Here is a 17993-nt window from a genome sequence, read left to right on the forward strand (position 1 = left end):
TTCCCTTTCCTCCCCGGCCGCCGGAAACGGAACCGTCCGGCTGAGTTAGGTTTCCACCCGGCGGCCGGCCCGATCCGGTCGGTGGCGCGGGGAGGGAGCGAAAGGGTGCGCAACGTGTTTCGTCCGGCCGCAGGGCCGCATTCGGCGTCACCGGTGCTCGGCGAACTCGCCCGCCTGTGGGACCGAGCCGCGACCGCGGGTGCGGAGCCGACGTTGTCGCGGCTCGCCGAAGCAACAGGCCTGCCGTACCGGACGGTGGATTCGTGGGCCACCGGCACGTCGCTTCCGCCCGACGCCGGTCCGCTGCACACAGCAGGCCAGGCGCTGGCCGGCTGGGCCGGCGAGGAGCCGCCGGCCGCGTGGCAGTGGGAACAGTGGCTGCGCGACGACCGGGCCGCCGTGGACGGTCCGCTGCCCGCCGGACTGACCGATCCGTTCGCGCTGGGCGTGCGCCGCCCGATCGCGGTGTCCCCGGCCGGCGCGAATCCGGCGGATCCGCCGGTGCTGCCGCCCTACATCCCACGCCGGCACGACGAGGAACTGGCCCGGGTGGTCGCCAAGGCCGCCGCGGGCCGCAGCGCGATGGCGGTGCTCGTCGGCCGGTCGGCGACCGGCCGGACCCGGGCCTGCTGGGAGGCCGTCCACCGGCTACCGCCGGATTGGCGGCTGTGGCGACCGTCCCGGCCCGAAGCCGTACCGGACGAGCTGGCGCGGCTAGCACCGCGGACCGTCGTGTGGCTGGACCGGATCCGGACTTATCTGTCCACTTCGGACGGTACCGGTGCACTGGCCGCGGCCGCGCTGCGTGCGCTGCTCACCGGCCCGCACCGAGCGCCCGTGCTGGTGCTGGGCACCCTCGGGCCCGCGGAGTGGGAGGCACTGACCCGGGACGGCACTGCGCACGCCCGGACCCGGGAATTGCTGACCGGAACGGGCATCCGGGTGCCTTCCGCGTTCACCGCGGACGAGCTCCACGACCTGGAACGAGCGGCCGCCGCCGATGTCCGGCTCCGCCGGGCGGCCGAGGCCGGGACCGGCGAGGTGTGCCAGTACCTGGCCGGCGTACCGGAGCTGCTGGCCGCCTATCGCGGTGCCTCACCCGGCGCGAAGTCGCTGATCCACGCAGCGATGGACGCCCGCCGGCTGGGGCACGGCGCGGCCTTGCCGTCCGCCTTTGTCGAAGCCGCCGCACCGGCCTACCTCACCGGGGCCGAACGGGACGGCCTCGGCGAGGACTGGCCGGACCGGGCACTGGCCGACCCGGCGGTGGCGGGCCGGGACGGCCGCGAACCACTCCTCAGCCGGGACGCCGGCTCGGCCTACCGGCTCGCGGACCAGCTCGCCGACCACGGCGAACACGACCGGAGGAGCCAGTACCCGCCGACCGGGTTCTGGGCCGCGGCGGCCCGGCACGCCTCCCCCGCCGACCAGGCCGCGCTGGGCCACGCCGCCCAGGTGCGTGGCCTGTTCCGGACCGCCGCGCAGCTGTACAAGAACGCCGCCGGCCACGGTGACGGCCGCGCCGTTCACCACCTCGCCGAGGCTTCCGGCCCCCTCCGCGCCGACGACCGGCCGCTGAGCTGGGCCGCCGCCCACACCGCGCTGGACGACCCGGCGACCTTGACCACGCTGCTGGACCGCCTGCGCGAGACGGACGAGCGTGCATGGATCGCCCCGCTGCTGCGGCGCGATCCCGCCACGCACGTTTCGCTCGCCGACCCGTCCGCGGTGTCCGGGCTGCTGGTGCGGCTGGAGCAAATCGGGGCGCGACAGCAAGCCGGGGTGCTCGCCGGCCGTGCCGCGGCGGACGTCGCCCTCGGCGACCCGGCTGCCCTGGCCGAGCTGTTCCGCAGTCTGCGGGCGGTGGGCGCCCGGGAACAGCTCGACGCGCTGGCCGGCCGCGCCGCCGGCCAGGTGCCCCTCGACGACCCCGCCGCCGTGGCGGCGTTGCTGGCGGAACTGCCGGGAACCGGGGCGCGGGGACCGGTCACCGCACTGGCGCACCGCGCGGCCGGCCACATTTCCCTCGATGACCCGGCGCGCGTGGCCCGGCTCCTGGTCCAGCTGCGGGAAACGGGTGTGGACCAGGCGGTGGGCACACTGGCGCACCGCGCGGCCGCCCACGCACCCCTCGACGACGCGTTCGCCGTGGCCGGCCTGCTCGACGTGCTGCGCGAACTGGACGCCCGAGAAGAGCTCGACGTACTGGCCGGCCGCGTGGCCGGCGACGCACCCCTCGACGACCCTGCGCTCGTGACCGGTCTGTTCGACGCGTTGCAGGACATCGGCGCGGAGCGGCACATCACCGGACTCGCGGGCCGCGCGGCCCGCGACGCCCCTCTCGGTGACCCCGCACTCGTCACCGCACTGCTGGACAGGCTGCGGGAAATCGACGCACGGGAACACGTCACGGCGCTGCTGCGACGCGATCCCGCCGCCCACACTTTCCTCGATGACCCGGCGCTCGTCGCCGGCCTGCTCGGCGGGCTGTGGGACGTCGGCGCGCAGCGGCAGCTCACGGATCTGGCCGGCCGGGCCGCCGCCCACGCTCCCCTCGACCACCCGGCCGCGGTCGCCCAGCTGCTGGAGGGACTGCGCGGGGTGGGCGCACTGGGCGAGGTCGCCACGCTGCTGCGGCGAGATCCCGCCGCCCAGGTCTCCGTCGCCAGGCCGGCGGCCGTGACCTGGCTGCTGGACGGGCTGCGGGAGATCGGCGCACAGGACCAGCTCACCACGCTCGCCGAGCGCGCCGCCGCCCACGCTCCTCTCGGCGACCCGGCGCTCGTCGCCCGGCTGCTGGACGGGCTGCGGGAATGCGGTACCCCGCACCACATCGCCACCCTGCTGCGACGCGATCCCGCCACCCAGGTGTCCGTCGACGACCCGGCGCCCGTCGCCCGGCTGCTGGGCCGGCTGCGGGAGCTGGACGCACGCGACCAGCTCACCACGCTCGCCGACCGCGCCGCCACCGGCGTTCCCCTCGACAGCGCATCCGCCGTCACCGGGCTCCTCGACCGGCTGCGGGAATCGGGCGCCCGCCAGCAGCTCACCGTGCTGGTCGATCGGCTGCCCGCCGAAGGACGGTTCGACCTCTTCCAGCGGGTCACGGGAACGGAGTCCCGGTTCGGCCGGGATCCGGCCGGCCGGCCGGCCGGACCGTGGGGCTGGGCCGATCTGGCCTGACCGGGAACGCACCTCACACGCGGGGTACGGCCAGGGTGTAGATCTCCTCGAGGTTCGCCGCCTCGAGCACCCGGGACAGCGAGATGCTGCGGCCGGTCGTGCGCTCGACCGCGCCGACCAACGACAGGAGGTGCACCGAATCCCAGCCCGGAAGTTCGTCGAAGCTGCGGGTAGCGCCCTCCGGCGAGACCGACAGGCCCAGCTCGGTTTCGACAAGGGCGAGGAAGTCGTCGAGCGTGTTCACGGTGTGGCTCCTGCGAGGTCGGTCGTGAGAGTGACGTGCTCCGGCGGTCCGGCGATCCGTTCGAGGTCGTGGTGGAAGGTGACCGTCGTGCCGTCGTCGGCCACGCTGCGGAAGCCGTTGCGGCGGTAGAAGTCCTTCACCACGCCGTTCCGCGCGGTCGCCCGGTACCGGCCCACCGCCGCGCGCGCACCGGTGTCGCGCGCCCACCGCAGCACCGAAGCCAGGCAGGCCTGCTCGATGCCGCGCGAGAACACCCGACAGCTCAGCAGGAAGTTGTCGATGTGCGCGACAACCCCGTCCCGGCGCAGGAACACCGCACCGACCAAGCCGTTCTCGCCGAAGCGGTCCGCCGCGTGGATCGCCAGGACCAGCGAGCCGGGTTCCTGACGCCGACCGTCCACATCGGACACCTGCAGGCGCTCGGTCGTCAGGTTGAATTGGTTCGTCCGAAGGGTGAGCTGCGCGACCCGGGCCACCTCGGCCGCGGTGGCCGGCGCGAGCCGGACCCGGACCGCCAGCTCGCGCAGGTAGTCCTCGAGCGAGTCGAAGGTGTCGAGGAAGCTCTGGCGGACCACCTCCTCGCGGTACCGGACCGGCCGCACCCGGTCCTCGTCCGTCAGTTCACGCACGTCGAACCAGCCGTCGTCGAGGAGCCGGGTGATGTGCCGGGACGGCTCGTCGTCCAGAGCGACCACCGCCACGGCCGGGAGTTCGTGCCGCACCAGTCCGCATTCGTACGGGCTGTCGTCGGCGAACACGAGACTGTCGACGCCCAGGCCCAGCGTGGCGGCGAGGTCGGCGAGATTCTGGTGCTTGGGCCGCCAGTTCGCGACCACCTGGACGAAGTCTTCCTCGCGCAGCTGCAGCTGCGGATGATCCCGCAGTGCCTCCCGGACCGGTTCCGGATCGTTCTTGCTGACGGCGGCCAACAGCACGCCCTGCGCCCCGATCTGCTTGACCACTCGCTGGAAGGCGGTGAACGCCTCACCCCGGTAGCTGCCGGCGACCTCGATGCCCGTCACGCCGTCCTCACCCAGCACACCGCCCCACAGCGTGCCGTCCAGGTCCAGCGCCAGCACTTTCTTGGTCATGCCCGCGATCTGCCGGGCCAGGTGCCCGACCTCGCGCGCGTAGGCGGCCAGCACGCCGGCGGACAGGTGAGCCTTGGCGTACAAGGACATCCGGGCGTCGCTGGCGGCGATCCCCTCGGCCAGCAAGGGATCGAGGTCCACCGTGCAGACCGACGGATGCTCGCCGGGCAGGCACAGCAGCCGGGCATTGGCCTCCCGCCAGAGCACGCCCAGCCGGGCGCGGGCGCGGTGATCGATCAGCTGGGCGGTGAAGCGGCGGAGCAGTGGCATCGTGTTCAGCACGAGCGTGCCCCGTCCCCTGCTCGCGAACCTGGCCGCCAGCTGCTCGACGAGCCGGATCTTCTCGTCCAGGACACGGCCGAGGTCCGCCGGCCGCCACGGCGCCGGCACCTCGTCGAACACGACCATGGGATCCAGGACGCACAGCACCAGATCGGGGTCGCTCGCATAGAGCTCACTGCTCAGGTCGCCGAGGTCGAAGACGTAGCTGTCGAAGTCGCCGAGGAACGGGCGCATCAACAGCCCGTGGCGCGCCAGTTCCGCGGTCAGCGCCGGGCGGAGCGCCGACAGGGTGCCGTGCCCGGTGATCGCCACTTTCGTCGTCGGCGTCCCCGGGTGTTCGCGCAGCACCTCGTCGGGTTCCAAAAGTGACAACAGCCGGCCCGCTCGCGTGAGCTCCGGACCGGACACCTCGGCCAGCAAGTGCCGCACCAGGGGATATTCGGCCGAAAGCCGCCCGGACCGGTGCAGTTCCTGCAAATGGTCCGGCTCGTCGGCCGGTGACGAATCGCTCCGCGGCGGCCGAGCCCGGGGACTGTCCATCTCGCTCCTCACCTGAGGTGACCGTGCACCGAATGTTCAGCCGTCGCCCTAAAGGGGCGCTAACAATTTCGGCGGCCACGGCCGGGAATTCCGCGGTCCTCCGGGATCGTCCGGAACCGGGATCGTCCTTTAGCAGCGCTTTGGGCGGGCGGCCCAACGTGGTGCCACCGCCGCCCGGCCGGGCGGCGGTGTCGCGAGAACGAGGAGTTGCCACGGTGGGGACGCGGGACATTCGCCTGGTGTCGACGGGCACGGCCCTGCCGGGCGAGCCGGTCGGCAACGCCGAGCTCGCCAGGGCACTCGGCATGACTCCGGTGTTCCAGCAGTGGATCGACGCGTTCGTCGGCACGCGCAGCCGGTACCTGGCCATCGACCTCGGAACGGGGCAGGTGCGCTGCTCCCTCGCCGATCTGGGTGTGCGGGCTGCTGATCAGGCGATGGCCGCCGCCGGGGTCGGCGCATCGGACATCGATCTGATCGTCATGGCGACATCCATGCCGGACAGACTGCTTCCGACCACCGCCGGCGAAATCGCCGCCAGGCTGAACACCGGCCCGATTCCCGTCCACCAGCTGCAGTCCGGCTGCACCGGTGCGGTGCAAGCGCTCGACCTCGCGCACCAAGCACTCCTCGCCGGGGCGGGCCGCACGGCGCTCGTGCTCGGCGGGGACGTCTGCGCGAAGCACGTCGACCTGGGGCTGGATTACGGCCGGCTGCCACCCGCCGAGATGGTGAACGCGGTGTTGTTCGGCGATGGCGCGGGCGCGGTCGTGCTGGGCACCGGAACCGACTTCCCCGCCTCCCCCATGCTGCACCACGTCCTGGTCCGGCTGACCGGTCTCGGCCGGCCCACCGGCCAGACGGTGGAGTGGTTCGGGCCAGGTGACCCCGACACCTCCCGGCCGGCGGTCTGGGAGGACTTCAAGGCCATCCAGGAAGCGGTCCCGGTCATCGCGGCGGAAATCCTCGGCGAACTGCTCCGGGGCCAGGAGTGGACACCGTCCGACGTCGACTACATCCTGCCGCCCCAGCTTTCCGGCCGGATGACCGAAACCATCACCGGCCGGCTCGGCGTCCCCGCGGCCGAGGAGGTCAGCTGCGTGGCCGACACCGGAAACACCGCGAACGCCCTGCCGTTCACCCAGCTCCAGATGGTCCTCCCGGCGTTGGCCGGCGGTGACCGGGTGGTCGCCGTCTCGGTCGAGTCCAGCAAGTGGATCAGGGCCGGATTCGTCCTGGAGCAGCCGTGACAGCTCGCCATCACCAGCGGAGGGACCCCGTCATGACCTCGACCACGCCCGTGCCTCGCGAGCGACGGCACACCCTGCACTTCCTCAAGTACGCCCGCGCCCACGCGCCCGTCTACCTCGACACCGAGGTGGACATGTCGGCGATCCGCCGGGACCGGGAGCAGACCGGCGTGACCGGACGCCCGCCGTCCTGGGTGGCGTACGTGCTGTACGCGGCCGGCCGGGTGCTCGCCGCCCACCCGGATGCCAACGCGGCCCTGTGCGGCCGGCTGCGCCGGCGCGTCGTCCGGCCCGCCGGGGTGCACGCCAAGCTGGCGTTCGACAAGTCGCTCAACGACGTGCGGGTGGTGCTGGCCGGGCTCGTCCCGGACGTGCACACCGCCAGCCTGCCCGACATCCAGGACCGGATCACTCGCATCCGTGACGGCGACCCGGCGCGGATGGACGAGTTCAGCGGCACGCGCCTGCTGCACCGGCTGCCACCGTGGCTGGGGAATCTGGTGTTCCGGGCGGTGGCACACTCGCCACAGCGGCGGCCGGGTGTCCTGGGAACGCTGGCCGTGACGTCGCTGGGGCACCGGCCCGTGGACGGCTTCCACTCCAACGGCGGCACCACGATCACCCTCGGGGTCGGCCGGGTGATGGACCGTCCCGTGGTCCGCGACGGCGACGTCGTCGTCGCCCCGGTCATGCGGCTCAGCCTGGCCTTCGACCACCGGGTCATCGACGGCGCGGCGGCCGCCGACGTCCTCGGCGACCTGGTCGGCGCACTCGAGCAGTTCCCGGCGTGCGGGCGGAACCGGTGATGGGGGTGGCCGGCCGAGGCAGCGGGATGACCGCGGTCGTGATCGTCGGGGCGGGCCCGACCGGGCTGATGCTCGCGTGCGAACTGCGGACCGCCGGTGTGGAGACCGTCGTGCTCGAAAGCCTCGCCGAACCGTCCGGTCAGTCCCGGGCGCTGGCCTTGCACGCGCGCTCGGCGGAGGTGCTCGACCAGCGCGGCCTGCTCGAACCGTTCCTCGAGGAAGGGGTGGTGTGGCCGAACGGGCACTACGCCGGCCTTCCGCTGGACATGAACCGGCTCGACGGCAGGCACAAGTACACGTTGCACCTGCCGCAGTCGCGCGTCGAGGCGCTGCTGGAGAAAGCCGCCGTAGAGCTGGGTGCGGACATCCGCCGCGGCCACGAAGTGACCGGCTTCGTCCAGAGCGACGAGGGCATCGAGGTGACGGTACGCACGGAGCAGGGCGAGCACCGTCTGTCGTGCGGCTACCTGGTCGGCTGTGACGGCTCGCGCAGCGTCGTGCGCGGGCACGCCGGCATCGGCTTCCCCGGTACGCCGTCCTCCCTCTGGGGCGTGCTCGCCGACGTGGACGCCTTCGACGCGCCGGTGGCCGCCCGCGAGGCGATCATCACGGAGCGAGGCTGGTTCTCGCTCATCCCCTTGAACGACAAGCTGACCCGGCTGATGTTCATCCAGGACGAGCCGCCCGAAGGCGACATCGAGAACCTGACCTCCGACCGGCTTCGCACCATGGTCCACCACATGACCGGGCTCGACCTCGAGATCGGCCGGCCGCACTGGTCGTCCCGGTTCGGTGATGCGTCGCGGTTGGCCGAGCGGTACCGCGAAGGCCGCGTGCTCCTCGCCGGCGACGCCGCGCACATCCATTTCCCGCTCGCCGCGCAAGGCATGAACACCGGCATCCAGGACGCCGCCAACCTGGGCTGGAAGCTGGCCGCCACGGTCAACGGCTGGGCGCCGCCCGGCCTGCTGGACACCTACCATGCCGAACGGCACCCGGTGGGCGACTTCGTCTGCACCAACGTCCGCGCGCAGATCACCCTCACCTTCCCGGTCGACCGGATGGCACCGGCGCGTCAACTGCTTTCCCGGCTGCTGGAGTTCGACGACGTCCACGACTACCTCGCGGGGCGGATGTCCGGCACCGACGTGCGCTACCCCACCGCGGACACGGAACCGGACGAGTACCTCGGGCGACGGCTCCCGGACGCGGTCGTGTCCACGACCGACGGTGAGACGACGGTCCTCGGCGCCCTGCGCCGCGGCCGCGGCGTGCTGCTCGATCTGTCCCGGCGCGCCGACCTGAGCGCCGCCGGGGCGTGGGCCGGCCGGGTCGACGTCGTCCACGCCGAACCGGTCGCCGAGCTGCCACCGGAAGCGTTTCTGCTCCGGCCCGACGGGCACGTGGTGTGGCGTGGGGCCACCGGCGGCAACGCCTTGACCGACGCGCTGCACGCGTGGTTCGGCTCGGCCGCCGTCCGGTCCGCGGAAACGGCGGCCGGCGCGTGACCGGGGTCGCCGACCCGGCGAACCCGGACATCACCGCCACCGGCCTGCGGCGCTGGACAGCGCTCGTCGTCCTGTCCGTCTGCGTGCTCGTGCCCTTCATGGACGTCACCATGATCAGCATCGACCTCCCCGAGATCACCCGGGCGCTGGCGCTGACGTGGGTGGACGCGCAATGGGCGATCGGCGGGTACCTGCTCGTCTGCGGCGTCGGCATGCTCGTCGTCCCGGCGATCGGCGGACGCTGGGGCTACCGGCGCACCCTCGTCGCCGGGATGGCCCTGTTCGGGGTGGGCGCGGTCGTCGCCGCGTGGGCACCGGGCGCCGGCGTCTTCATCGCCGCCCGGGTCGCCATGGGCCTCGGCGCCGCCACCGTGCTGCCTGCGTGGGTGAGCATCACCGCCGCGATGTTTCCCGCGGAAGAGCGGAAGCGGGCCTACGCGGTCAGCGCGGCGTTCGTGTCGGCCGCGACTCCCTTCGGCCCGGTGGCCGGTGGCGCTCTGCTCGACAACGCCTGGTACGGCTCACTGTTCCTGCTGGACGCCGTCGTCGCCGTCCTGGTCGTCCCGCTGATCGGGTGGCTGACGCCGGAGACCCGCCCCGGTGCGGGCCGCCGGCCCGACCTGATCGGCATCGGTCTTGCCGCGTGCGCGGCCGTGGTCCTGTTCTGCGCGTTCACCGCCGCGCAGGGCGCTCAGGTCGCCGTCTGCCTGGTCGCGGCGGCGATCCTGCTGGCCGGCTTCCTCCTGAGGCAGCGCATGGCGGCCGATCCGCTGATCGACCCGGCCGTGCTCCGCCGGCCGAGGTTCGTCTGGTCCCAGCTCACCATCTCGATGGTCAACTTCGCCTGGACCGGACTGCTTTTCCTGCTGCCGACGTACTTCCTGGTGATCCGCGGCGCCAGCGCGCTCGGCGTGGCGCTGCTGCTGGTGCCGCTGGCCGCCATGGCCAGTGTCGCGTCGGTGATCACGGAACGGGTGACCCGCCGGTTGGGCGTGCGCGGAACGGTGATCACCGGTCTGCTGTTGTTCGCCGCGGGACTCGCCGCGCTCTCGCTGCTCACCCAGGAGTCGGGGTACGGGCTCTACGTGCTCGCATTGGCGCTCGCGGGCCTGGGCGCCGGCCTGCCACAGGCGCCCGCCCTCGCCACCGCCATGGGCGAACTCCCGGAACGCTCCGCGGCGAACGGACCCGGCGTGATCAACGCACTGCGTCACCTGGGAGGCGCGCTGGGAGTGGCGATCGGCGGCCTCGCGGTCGCCACGGCCTACGCCGGCGGGCTTCCCGGCACTGCCGGCGTCGCGGCACGGAGCTCGGTGGTCCATGTCGGCGACGACACCGGCGGATTCCGCGCGAGCGCATACGCCGCGTTCACCGAGGGCGTCTCGATGTCCTTGCGCGGCGGCGCTGTGCTGCTTGCCGCGCTCGCCGTGCTCGCGATGATCCTGCGCGAACGAACGCGACACCGTGACGGAACGACCGGGGAGTGAAGATTCGCGTCCGAGGCCGGGCCGCCGATCACGACTTCAGGCAGCGCACGGCAGCGGCCAGGAGTGCCTTCCTCGCCACCGCGGACAGCGTTCCGTCCCCCGCCTGGACCGCCCAGAACGTACCCTGTTTGGCCACCGCGAACGCCGCCCATGCCTTGGCCCGCATGGCTTCGGCGGGGTTCGGCCCCGCGAGCAACTCGACGAAGGTCTGGATGCTGCCCTCGACGTCGTGCAGGCGCTGCAGCAGCGGGGTGATGGACGGGTCGTTGCTCAGCAACGCGAAGACCGTGTGGGTCTCGGCGGTCAGGTCGATCAACGCCCCGAGCACGTCGGCCGGGCCGAGGTGCTCGGCACGGCAGCGATCGGCGAGGTCGGCATAGCCGGAGAGCGGCTCGGCGAGCAACGCGCCGAGCAGCTGTTCCTTCGAGCTGAAGTGGTAGTAGAGCGCCGCCTTGCTGGTACCGAGTTCACGGGCGATGTCCGCAATAGACGTACCGGCGTAGCCGCGCTCGGTGAACAACTCCTGCGCAACTTCGAGAATCCTCGCCCGGGTGCGAATGCCATCACGTTCGGCCACAGCCACAAGATCGACCTCCTCCGCCCAGGATACACGTCTTGCCGACCGGTCGGTAATGCCACGCGGAGGCCCGGCCGCGAGGGTGCCGGAGGCCGGACCGCCCGGCCATCGGTGCCCGGCGGTCCGGCCTCGCAAATCAGCTGCTCAGCGTGCCCGCGGCGGCGGGTCCGGCCCCCTCAGGCGAAGGTGCGCAGTGCGGGAAGGTTGTCGAACTCCCAGCGGGGCCGGGGGACGACCGGCTCACTCCTCCCGGCGTCCAGATCGCCGTCCGCGCGCAGGATCGCGGCGTGCAGCTCCTGCAGCGCACGGCCCGGTTCCAGGCCCAGTTCGTCGACGAGGACCCGGCGCGCCGCCTGGTACACGCCCAGCGCCTCGGCCTGCCGTTCCGACCGGTACAGCGCGACCATGAGCTGCCGGTAGAACGCCTCGCGCAGGGGGTGCTCCGCGACGAGCGAGTGGAGCTGGCCGATGACCTCGCGGTGGCGGCCGAGTTCGAACTGCGCGTCGATCAGCGTCTGGACGCAGCCGATGCGCAGTTCGGCCAGCCAGGAATCGAAACCTTCGAGGATCGGCCCGCCCCGCAACTCGTCGAACGCCGGACCACGCCAGAGGCCGAGCGCGGACTGCAGGCGGGTCACCGCCTCGGCGTGCCGCCCGTCGCGCACGCTTTCCTTGCCCGCCTTCACCAGGTCCGTGAACACTTTCACGTCCAGTTCGTCGTCACCGAGCTGGAGCATGTAGCCCGGCGAACACGTGACGACCTGGCTTTCCCGCTGCTCCGGCCGGCGCAGCACCTTGCGCAGCTGGGAGACGTAGACGTGGATGCCGGCCATGGCTCGCCGTGGTACGCCGTCGCCCCAGATTTCGGTCATCAGCTGACCGGTGGTCACGACCTCCCCCGAACGCACCAGCAGTACGGCCAGAAGTATCTTGATCTTGCTCGCCCGAATGGTCAACCCTTGACCGCTATGCGTGACACGGATTGGCCCCAGCAGTTCATACCTCAACACGTACCCCCACATAATTTCCCGGCAGACGATGCTCAACCGGAGCTTTAGCTCCGGCTGAACCTCGAGTTTCGACTAACCGATAGTCGGCCCGCGCAGGCGCCGCTGTCCACCCCGTGAGCGTGTGGTCGCACGACGGACAGACCCCACGCGCATGGGGTTGACGACCTGCACCACGGGGAGCACTGTGGGGAGGACGCGGCTTCTGGGGGGACTGCATCGCATGCCGGATTCGACTACGGGCCAACCCATATCGAGCGAGACGACACCCGGCCAATGGCCAGAACTGATGAAAGTGGTGAACCAGGCAATCCATTTCTCCCGTTGGTGCCTGCTGATGGGCGATCCCCGGGTCGGTGGATTCTGCGTCGCCGGGGTCACCGGCACCCCCACCGCCATTGACGTGCAGCGGCAGTTCTGGGATATGGGAATGAGTCTCCCGGATACACTCAGAGCCGGCAGGGTCTCGAGGGGCCGCCGCCACGCCTACCTGTTCGACACGGCCACCCAAACCGATCTGGCACGGTGGGTACGGCGCAAGGAGGTCCTCCGCAGCCAGGGCATCGGCGACGAGCTGTGGATGCCCCTGACCAGCGAAGGACGTCACTGGGGGTCGTTGGCGCTCTACCGGGAGAGCGACGAGCCGCTCTTCACCCGCAACGACGCCCGGGCCGCCGCACAATTGGCTCCGACGCTGGCCGGAGCGGCCCGGAACAGCTGGATAACGCCGGTTCGGTCACCTCTCCCCCCGCCGAGCCACGCCGGCGTGTTGCTGCTCGACTCCACGGGCGAGAAAGTCGGCACCACCCTGACCACCGATCAATGGCTCGCCCGGCACGACAGAACCACACAAAGCGAGCAACCCATCATCGACTGCCTCCGCGCCCGGCTGAACGGCCAGCCAGAAGAAGACGGCACAGCGAATACGCTGATCCGCGACGCGCACGGCAGCTGGGTGAATATCTCTGCTTCCCGAATAGTTGACCGAAATGAATCGGGCGTCGTCGCGGTCACCTTCGAGGCTGCGCCACCGGAAGTCATCAGCGACGTGTTGCTCCACGCTTATCCTTTCACCGAACGCGAACGCCAGATCGTCAGCCTGACCATCGGCGAGGCCACGAACAAGGAAATCGGGGCTTATCTCAAGCTGTCCCGCTTCACCGTCGCCGATTACCTCAAGTCGATCTTCGCCAAGACGGGCGCGCATTCGCGGAACGACCTCGCCCGGGTGATGACGGGCCGGTTACCCCTGTAAATTCCGGATGAACACCTTCATCCTGCGGCGCGGTCATCGGGCCGCGGCCGGCCCGGTCTTCCGGCGACGGCGCGACGCTGTTTAGCCGCTCTTCAGCGGATCCGCCGACGATGACGGCGAAGCGGAAGCCGCACGGCTTCTCCTCCTGTCACCCGATGAGTGGAACCGATGACTGAAGAGCTGACTGGAACCACCGCACCGGACAACGCCATCGCCATCGTCGGCATGTCGTGCCGGCTGCCCGGCGCCCCCGACACCGCTCGCTTTTGGACACTGCTCGAGCACGGACGGCACGCCATCACCAGGGCGCCGGAGGACCACCCGGTGTCCGGCGACGGCGACCGCGGCGGGTACGGCGGTTACCTGGACGCGACCGGCGATTTCGACGCGGCGTTCTTCGGCATCTCACCGCGCGAGGCCACCGCGATGGACCCGCAGCAGCGACTGGTCCTGGAATTGTGCTGGGAAGCGCTCGAAGACGCCGGCATCGTGCCGGCCACTCTCGCGGAAAGCACGACCGGGGTGTTCTTCGGTGCCATCGCGAGCGACTACGCGACCCTCCTTTCCCGGCGGGGAAGCGGCAGCATCTCCCCGCACGCGCTGACGGGCACGAACCGGGGCATCATCGCGAACCGGGTGTCGTACACACTCGGCCTGCGCGGCCCGAGCATGACGGTGGATTCTGCGCAATCATCCTCGCTGCTGGCCGCCCACCTGGCCTGTGCCAGCCTGCGCAGTGGCGAGTCCGCCATGGCGATCGCCGGCGGCGTGAGCCTCCTGCTCGATCCACAAAGTACGGACACAGTGGACCGGTTCGGCGCCCTGTCGCCCGACGGCCGTTGCTTCACCTTCGACGCGCGCGCCAACGGTTACGTGCGCGGTGAAGGCGGCGGCGTCGTGGTGCTCAAGACGGTACGGCGGGCGCGGACCGACGGCGATCGGATCCACGGTGTCATCCTCGGCAGCGCGGTCAACAACGACGGGGCCACCGACGGCCTGACCGTCCCCCGGGTCGAGGCGCAGCGGGATGTCATCCGGATGGCGGCCCGCGCGGCCGCCGTCACGCAGGACGACATCCAGTACGTGGAACTGCACGGCACCGGCACGAAAGTCGGCGACCCCATCGAGGCCGAGGCGCTCGGCGCCGCACTGGGCGCGGACCGGCCGGCCGGGCAGCCGTTGCGAGTCGGATCGGCGAAGACCAACATCGGCCACCTCGAGGGCGCGTCGGGCATCGCCGGGCTGCTGAAGGTCGTGTTGAGCGTCAAGCACCGCCGGCTTCCGGCCAGCCTCAACTTCGACGTGCCCAACCCGGCCATTCCGTTCGGCGAACTGAACCTGAGCGTGCAGCGGTCGCTCACGCCGTGGCCGGACGAGCGGAGGCCGCTGGTGGCCGGGATCAGTTCGTTCGGCATGGGCGGCACCAACTGCCACCTCGTCGTCGCCGAGCCACCCGTCCCCGGCCCGGGGGACGAGCCCGCTCACCGGGACCGCGCCGTCGTCGGCTGGCCGGTCTCCGGCCGCACCCCGGCGGCCTTGAGCGCGCAAGCCGCGCGGTTGCGAGCCCACGCGGAAACCCACGCCGGCCTCGCCGCCACGGACATCGCCTTCTCGCTCGCCACCACGCGGACGGCCTTCGAGCACCGTGCGGTCGTGCTCGGCGAGGACCACGCCGAGTTCGTCTCCGGGCTGCGGGCGCTGGAGCGCGGCGAACAGGCGGCGAACGTGCTGCGGGGTGTCGCCCGCCCGGTCGGCGAGACGGTGTTCGTCTTCCCCGGGCAAGGTTCCCAGTGGGCGGGAATGGGGCTCGGTCTGCTGGACACGTCCACCGTCTTCGCCACGCACCTGGACGAGTGCGCGGCCGCGCTCGCCGACTACGTGGACTGGTCACCGATCGACGTCCTGCGCGGCAGCGCCGGGGCGCCGGGGCTCGAGCGGGTCGACGTGGTCCAGCCCGTGCTGTTCGCGGTCATGGTCGCCCTCGCCCGGCTGTGGGAGGCAGCGGGAGTCCACCCGGCCGCGGTGATCGGCCACTCCCAGGGCGAGATCGCCGCCGCCCACATCGCGGGGGCTCTGTCCCTGTCCGACGCGGCCGCCGTCGTCGCCCTGCGCAGCCAGGCGATCACCGCGCTGGCGGGTTCGGGCGCGATGGCGTCGATCGCCGCACCCGCGAACGAGGTCCGGGCGCGGCTCGCCGGGCTCACCGACCGGCTCGACGTGGCGGCCGTCAACGGGCCGGCCGCCACCGTCGTCTCGGGCGACGCCCGGGCACTGGCCGAGCTGCTGTCGGGCTACGAAGCGGCCGGCGTCCGCGTTCGCACGATCCCCGTCGACTACGCGTCCCATTCGCCGCAGGTCGAATCCATCCGCGACCGGCTGCTGAGCGTGCTCGGGGGCGTCCGGCCGCGCCGCTCGGAACTCGCGTACTACTCGACGGTGACCGGCGGCCGCCTGGACACCACCGAGCTGACCGCCGAATACTGGTACCGCAACCTGCGCCGGCCGGTCGAACTCGACGCCGCTGTCCGAGCCGCGCTGGCGGACGGCCGCCGGGCGTTCGTGGAAAGCAGCCCGCACCCCGTGCTGACCGGTGCGATCGGCGAGACCCACGAGGCCGCGGACGTCCGGGATTCCCTCGTCGTCGGCACCCTCCGGCGGGACCACGGCGACCGGCGGCAGTTCCTGTCCGCGCTCGGCGAATACCACGTCCGGGGTGGCCGGGTCCGGTGGGCGGCGGCCGGGGCCCGGCGCGTCGAACTGCCGACCTACGCCTTCCAGCGCAGACGGTTCTGGTCCGACACCACGTCCGCCGCCGCGCCGCCGTCACCGGCACCGGACGTGCCCGAGCCCGCCGCCGATCCGGACACGCCGGCGTTCACCGACGCCGCGGTGTTCGACCTCGTCCGCGCCACCTCGGCCATCGTGCTCGGCCACGAAACGCCGGACGCCGTCGACATGGACGTCACGTTCAAGGACCTCGGCGTCGACTCCGGAATGGCCGTGGAACTCCGCCACCGCCTCGCACTGGCGAGCGGCCTGCGACTGGCGAACACGCTCGTTTTCAACCACCCGACACCGAATGCGCTCGCCCGTCACCTCCGCGACGAACTGGCCGGTGGCGGGACCGGCGAGGCCGCCCCCACCGCCGCCGCGGTGGTGTCCGGCGAACCGATCGCGATCGTCGGCATGGCCTGCCGGTTCCCCGGCGGGGTGCGGTCGCCGGAACAGTTGTGGCAGGTCGTCGCCGACGGGATCGACGCGGTCGGGGAGTTCCCGGACAACCGCGGCTGGGACCTGGACCGCCTGTACGACCCGGACCCGGACACGCCGGGCACCACCTACACCCGGCGCGGCGGCTTCCTGTACGACGCCGACCGGTTCGACCCGCAGTTCTTCGGGATCAGCCCGCGAGAGGCGGCGGCGATGGACCCTCAGCAGCGGCTGCTGCTGGAAACGGCGTGGGAAGCGATCGAGCGGGCCCGGATCGACCCGGCGAGCCTGCGCGGCAGCCGCACCGGCGTGTTCGCCGGCGTCATGGCACAGGATTACGGGCCACGGCTGCACGAGCGGACGAACGGCCACGGCGGCTACCTGCTGACCGGGCAGACGTCGAGTGTGGCTTCGGGTCGCGTGGCCTATGCGCTCGGCCTGGAAGGCCCGGCGGTGACCGTGGACACGGCGTGCTCGTCTTCGCTGGTCGCGTTGCACCAAGCCTGCCAGACCCTGCGCGGCGGCGAATGCGACCTGGTGCTCAGCGGCGGGGTCACCGTCATGTCGTCGCCCGGCATCTTCGTGGAGTTCAGCCGGCAACGGGGGCTGGCGCCCGACGGGCGGTGCAAGCCGTTCGGGGCCGGCGCCGACGGCACCGGCTGGGCCGAAGGCGCCGGGATGCTGCTGCTGGAACGGCTTTCCGACGCCCAGCGCAACGGTCACCCGGTGCTGGGCGTGATCCGCGGCTCGGCGATCAACAACGACGGCGCCAGCAACGGGCTCACCGCCCCCAACGGACTCGCCCAGCAACGCGTCATCCGCCAAGCACTCGCCAACGCCCGGCTCTCCCCCGCCGACGTCGACGCCGTCGAAGCCCACGGCACGGGCACCACGCTGGGCGACCCCATCGAGGCCCAAGCCCTGTTGGCCACCTACGGACAAGACCGTCCCGCGGACGGTCCGCCGCTGTGGCTGGGCTCGATCAAGTCGAACATCGGCCATGCCCAGGCCGCCGCCGGAATGGCCGGCGTCATCAAGATGATCCAGGCGATGCGGCACGCCACCCTGCCGAAAACCCTGCACGCCGACGAACCCACGCCCCACATCGACTGGGCCACCGGCACGGTCTCCCTCCTGACCGAAAACACCCCGTGGCCGGACAACGGCCCCCGCCGCGCCGGCGTGTCCTCGTTCGGCATTTCCGGCACCAACGCCCACGTCATCCTCGAGCAAGCACCCCACCGGGAAGTCATCCCCGACGGCGACGGCGAACCGGCCCTCGTCGCCTGGCCGGTCTCGGCCCCATCCCCGGCGGCGCTGCGGGCCCGGGCAGAAGAACTGCACCGTCACGTCGCCGACCGCCCCGGCTTGGCCGCCGCCGATGTCGCCCATGCGCTGGCCACGACCCGCACCGCGTTCACCCACCGAGCCGTCATCATCGGCACCGGAACCGGGGAACTCCTCGACGGACTACACGCACTCGCCCAAGACCGTTCCGCACCCGGCCTCGTCACCGGAACCGTCCGCGAACCCGGCAAAACCGTCTTCGTCTT

General features: G+C 71.9%; 11 protein-coding genes. 7 read left to right on the forward strand and 4 right to left on the reverse strand.

Features of this window, described 5'->3' with window-relative positions:
* Window positions 1–105: 105 nt before the first annotated feature.
* Complete coding sequence (locus AB0F52_RS47655) at window positions 106–3183, forward strand: hypothetical protein (protein ID WP_360185951.1); 3078 nt, start codon at window positions 106–108, stop codon at window positions 3181–3183.
* A 13-nt stretch (window positions 3184–3196) separates the two neighbouring features.
* Here AB0F52_RS47655 and AB0F52_RS47660 read toward each other — a convergent pair whose 3' ends face one another.
* Complete coding sequence (locus AB0F52_RS47660) at window positions 3197–3427, reverse strand: acyl carrier protein (RefSeq protein WP_360185954.1); 231 nt, start codon at window positions 3425–3427, stop codon at window positions 3197–3199.
* Window positions 3424–5340, reverse strand: coding sequence for an HAD-IIIC family phosphatase (locus AB0F52_RS47665; RefSeq protein WP_360185956.1), 1917 nt, complete (start codon window positions 5338–5340; stop codon window positions 3424–3426). The genes AB0F52_RS47660 and AB0F52_RS47665 overlap by 4 nt, the downstream gene beginning before the upstream one ends.
* A 215-nt stretch (window positions 5341–5555) precedes the next feature.
* Between AB0F52_RS47665 and AB0F52_RS47670 the strand changes: the two genes are divergently transcribed.
* From AB0F52_RS47670 to AB0F52_RS47685, 4 genes are read left to right on the forward strand one after another with little or no spacing between them, the layout of a single operon-like run.
* Window positions 5556–6590 carry a 3-oxoacyl-ACP synthase III family protein gene (locus AB0F52_RS47670; protein WP_360185959.1) on the forward strand — a complete coding sequence of 345 codons (1035 nt, stop codon included), beginning with the start codon at window positions 5556–5558 and terminating at the stop codon, window positions 6588–6590.
* Window positions 6591–6622: 32 nt separating this feature from the next.
* Window positions 6623–7396 (forward strand): 2-oxo acid dehydrogenase subunit E2, encoded by a 774-nt coding sequence (locus AB0F52_RS47675; protein ID WP_360185962.1) that lies wholly within the window; start codon window positions 6623–6625, stop codon window positions 7394–7396.
* Entirely contained in the window at window positions 7378–8904 is a 1527-nt protein-coding gene (locus AB0F52_RS47680) for an FAD-dependent monooxygenase (RefSeq protein WP_360185964.1), read from the forward strand. Before AB0F52_RS47675 ends, AB0F52_RS47680 begins: the two co-directional genes overlap by 19 nt.
* On the forward strand, window positions 8901–10391 hold the full coding sequence (locus AB0F52_RS47685; protein WP_360185967.1) for an MFS transporter: 1491 nt from the start codon (window positions 8901–8903) through the stop codon (window positions 10389–10391). The genes AB0F52_RS47680 and AB0F52_RS47685 overlap by 4 nt, the downstream gene beginning before the upstream one ends.
* Window positions 10392–10419: 28 nt before the next feature.
* Here AB0F52_RS47685 and AB0F52_RS47690 read toward each other — a convergent pair whose 3' ends face one another.
* Both AB0F52_RS47690 and AB0F52_RS47695 read right to left on the reverse strand, forming a co-directional pair.
* Complete coding sequence (locus AB0F52_RS47690; protein ID WP_360185970.1) at window positions 10420–10974, reverse strand: helix-turn-helix domain-containing protein; 555 nt, start codon at window positions 10972–10974, stop codon at window positions 10420–10422.
* Window positions 10975–11144: 170 nt separating this feature from the next.
* The gene (locus tag AB0F52_RS47695) at window positions 11145–11924 is read right to left on the reverse strand and encodes an AfsR/SARP family transcriptional regulator (protein WP_360185973.1); all 780 of its coding nucleotides are present in this window, start codon (window positions 11922–11924) and stop codon (window positions 11145–11147) included.
* A gap of 340 nt (window positions 11925–12264) precedes the next feature.
* On the opposite strand from AB0F52_RS47695, the gene AB0F52_RS47700 reads away from it, so the two are divergent.
* Together AB0F52_RS47700 and AB0F52_RS47705 are read left to right on the forward strand one after the other, a co-directional pair.
* The gene (locus tag AB0F52_RS47700; RefSeq protein WP_360185976.1) at window positions 12265–13230 is read left to right on the forward strand and encodes a LuxR C-terminal-related transcriptional regulator; all 966 of its coding nucleotides are present in this window, start codon (window positions 12265–12267) and stop codon (window positions 13228–13230) included.
* 168 nt (window positions 13231–13398) lie between these two features.
* A partial coding sequence (locus tag AB0F52_RS47705) for a beta-ketoacyl synthase N-terminal-like domain-containing protein (protein ID WP_360185979.1) occupies window positions 13399–17993 on the forward strand: 4595 nt, incomplete at its 3' end.

It is taken from the genome of Amycolatopsis sp. NPDC024027 (genome assembly GCF_040638975.1).
Lineage (GTDB): Bacteria > Actinomycetota > Actinomycetes > Mycobacteriales > Pseudonocardiaceae > Amycolatopsis.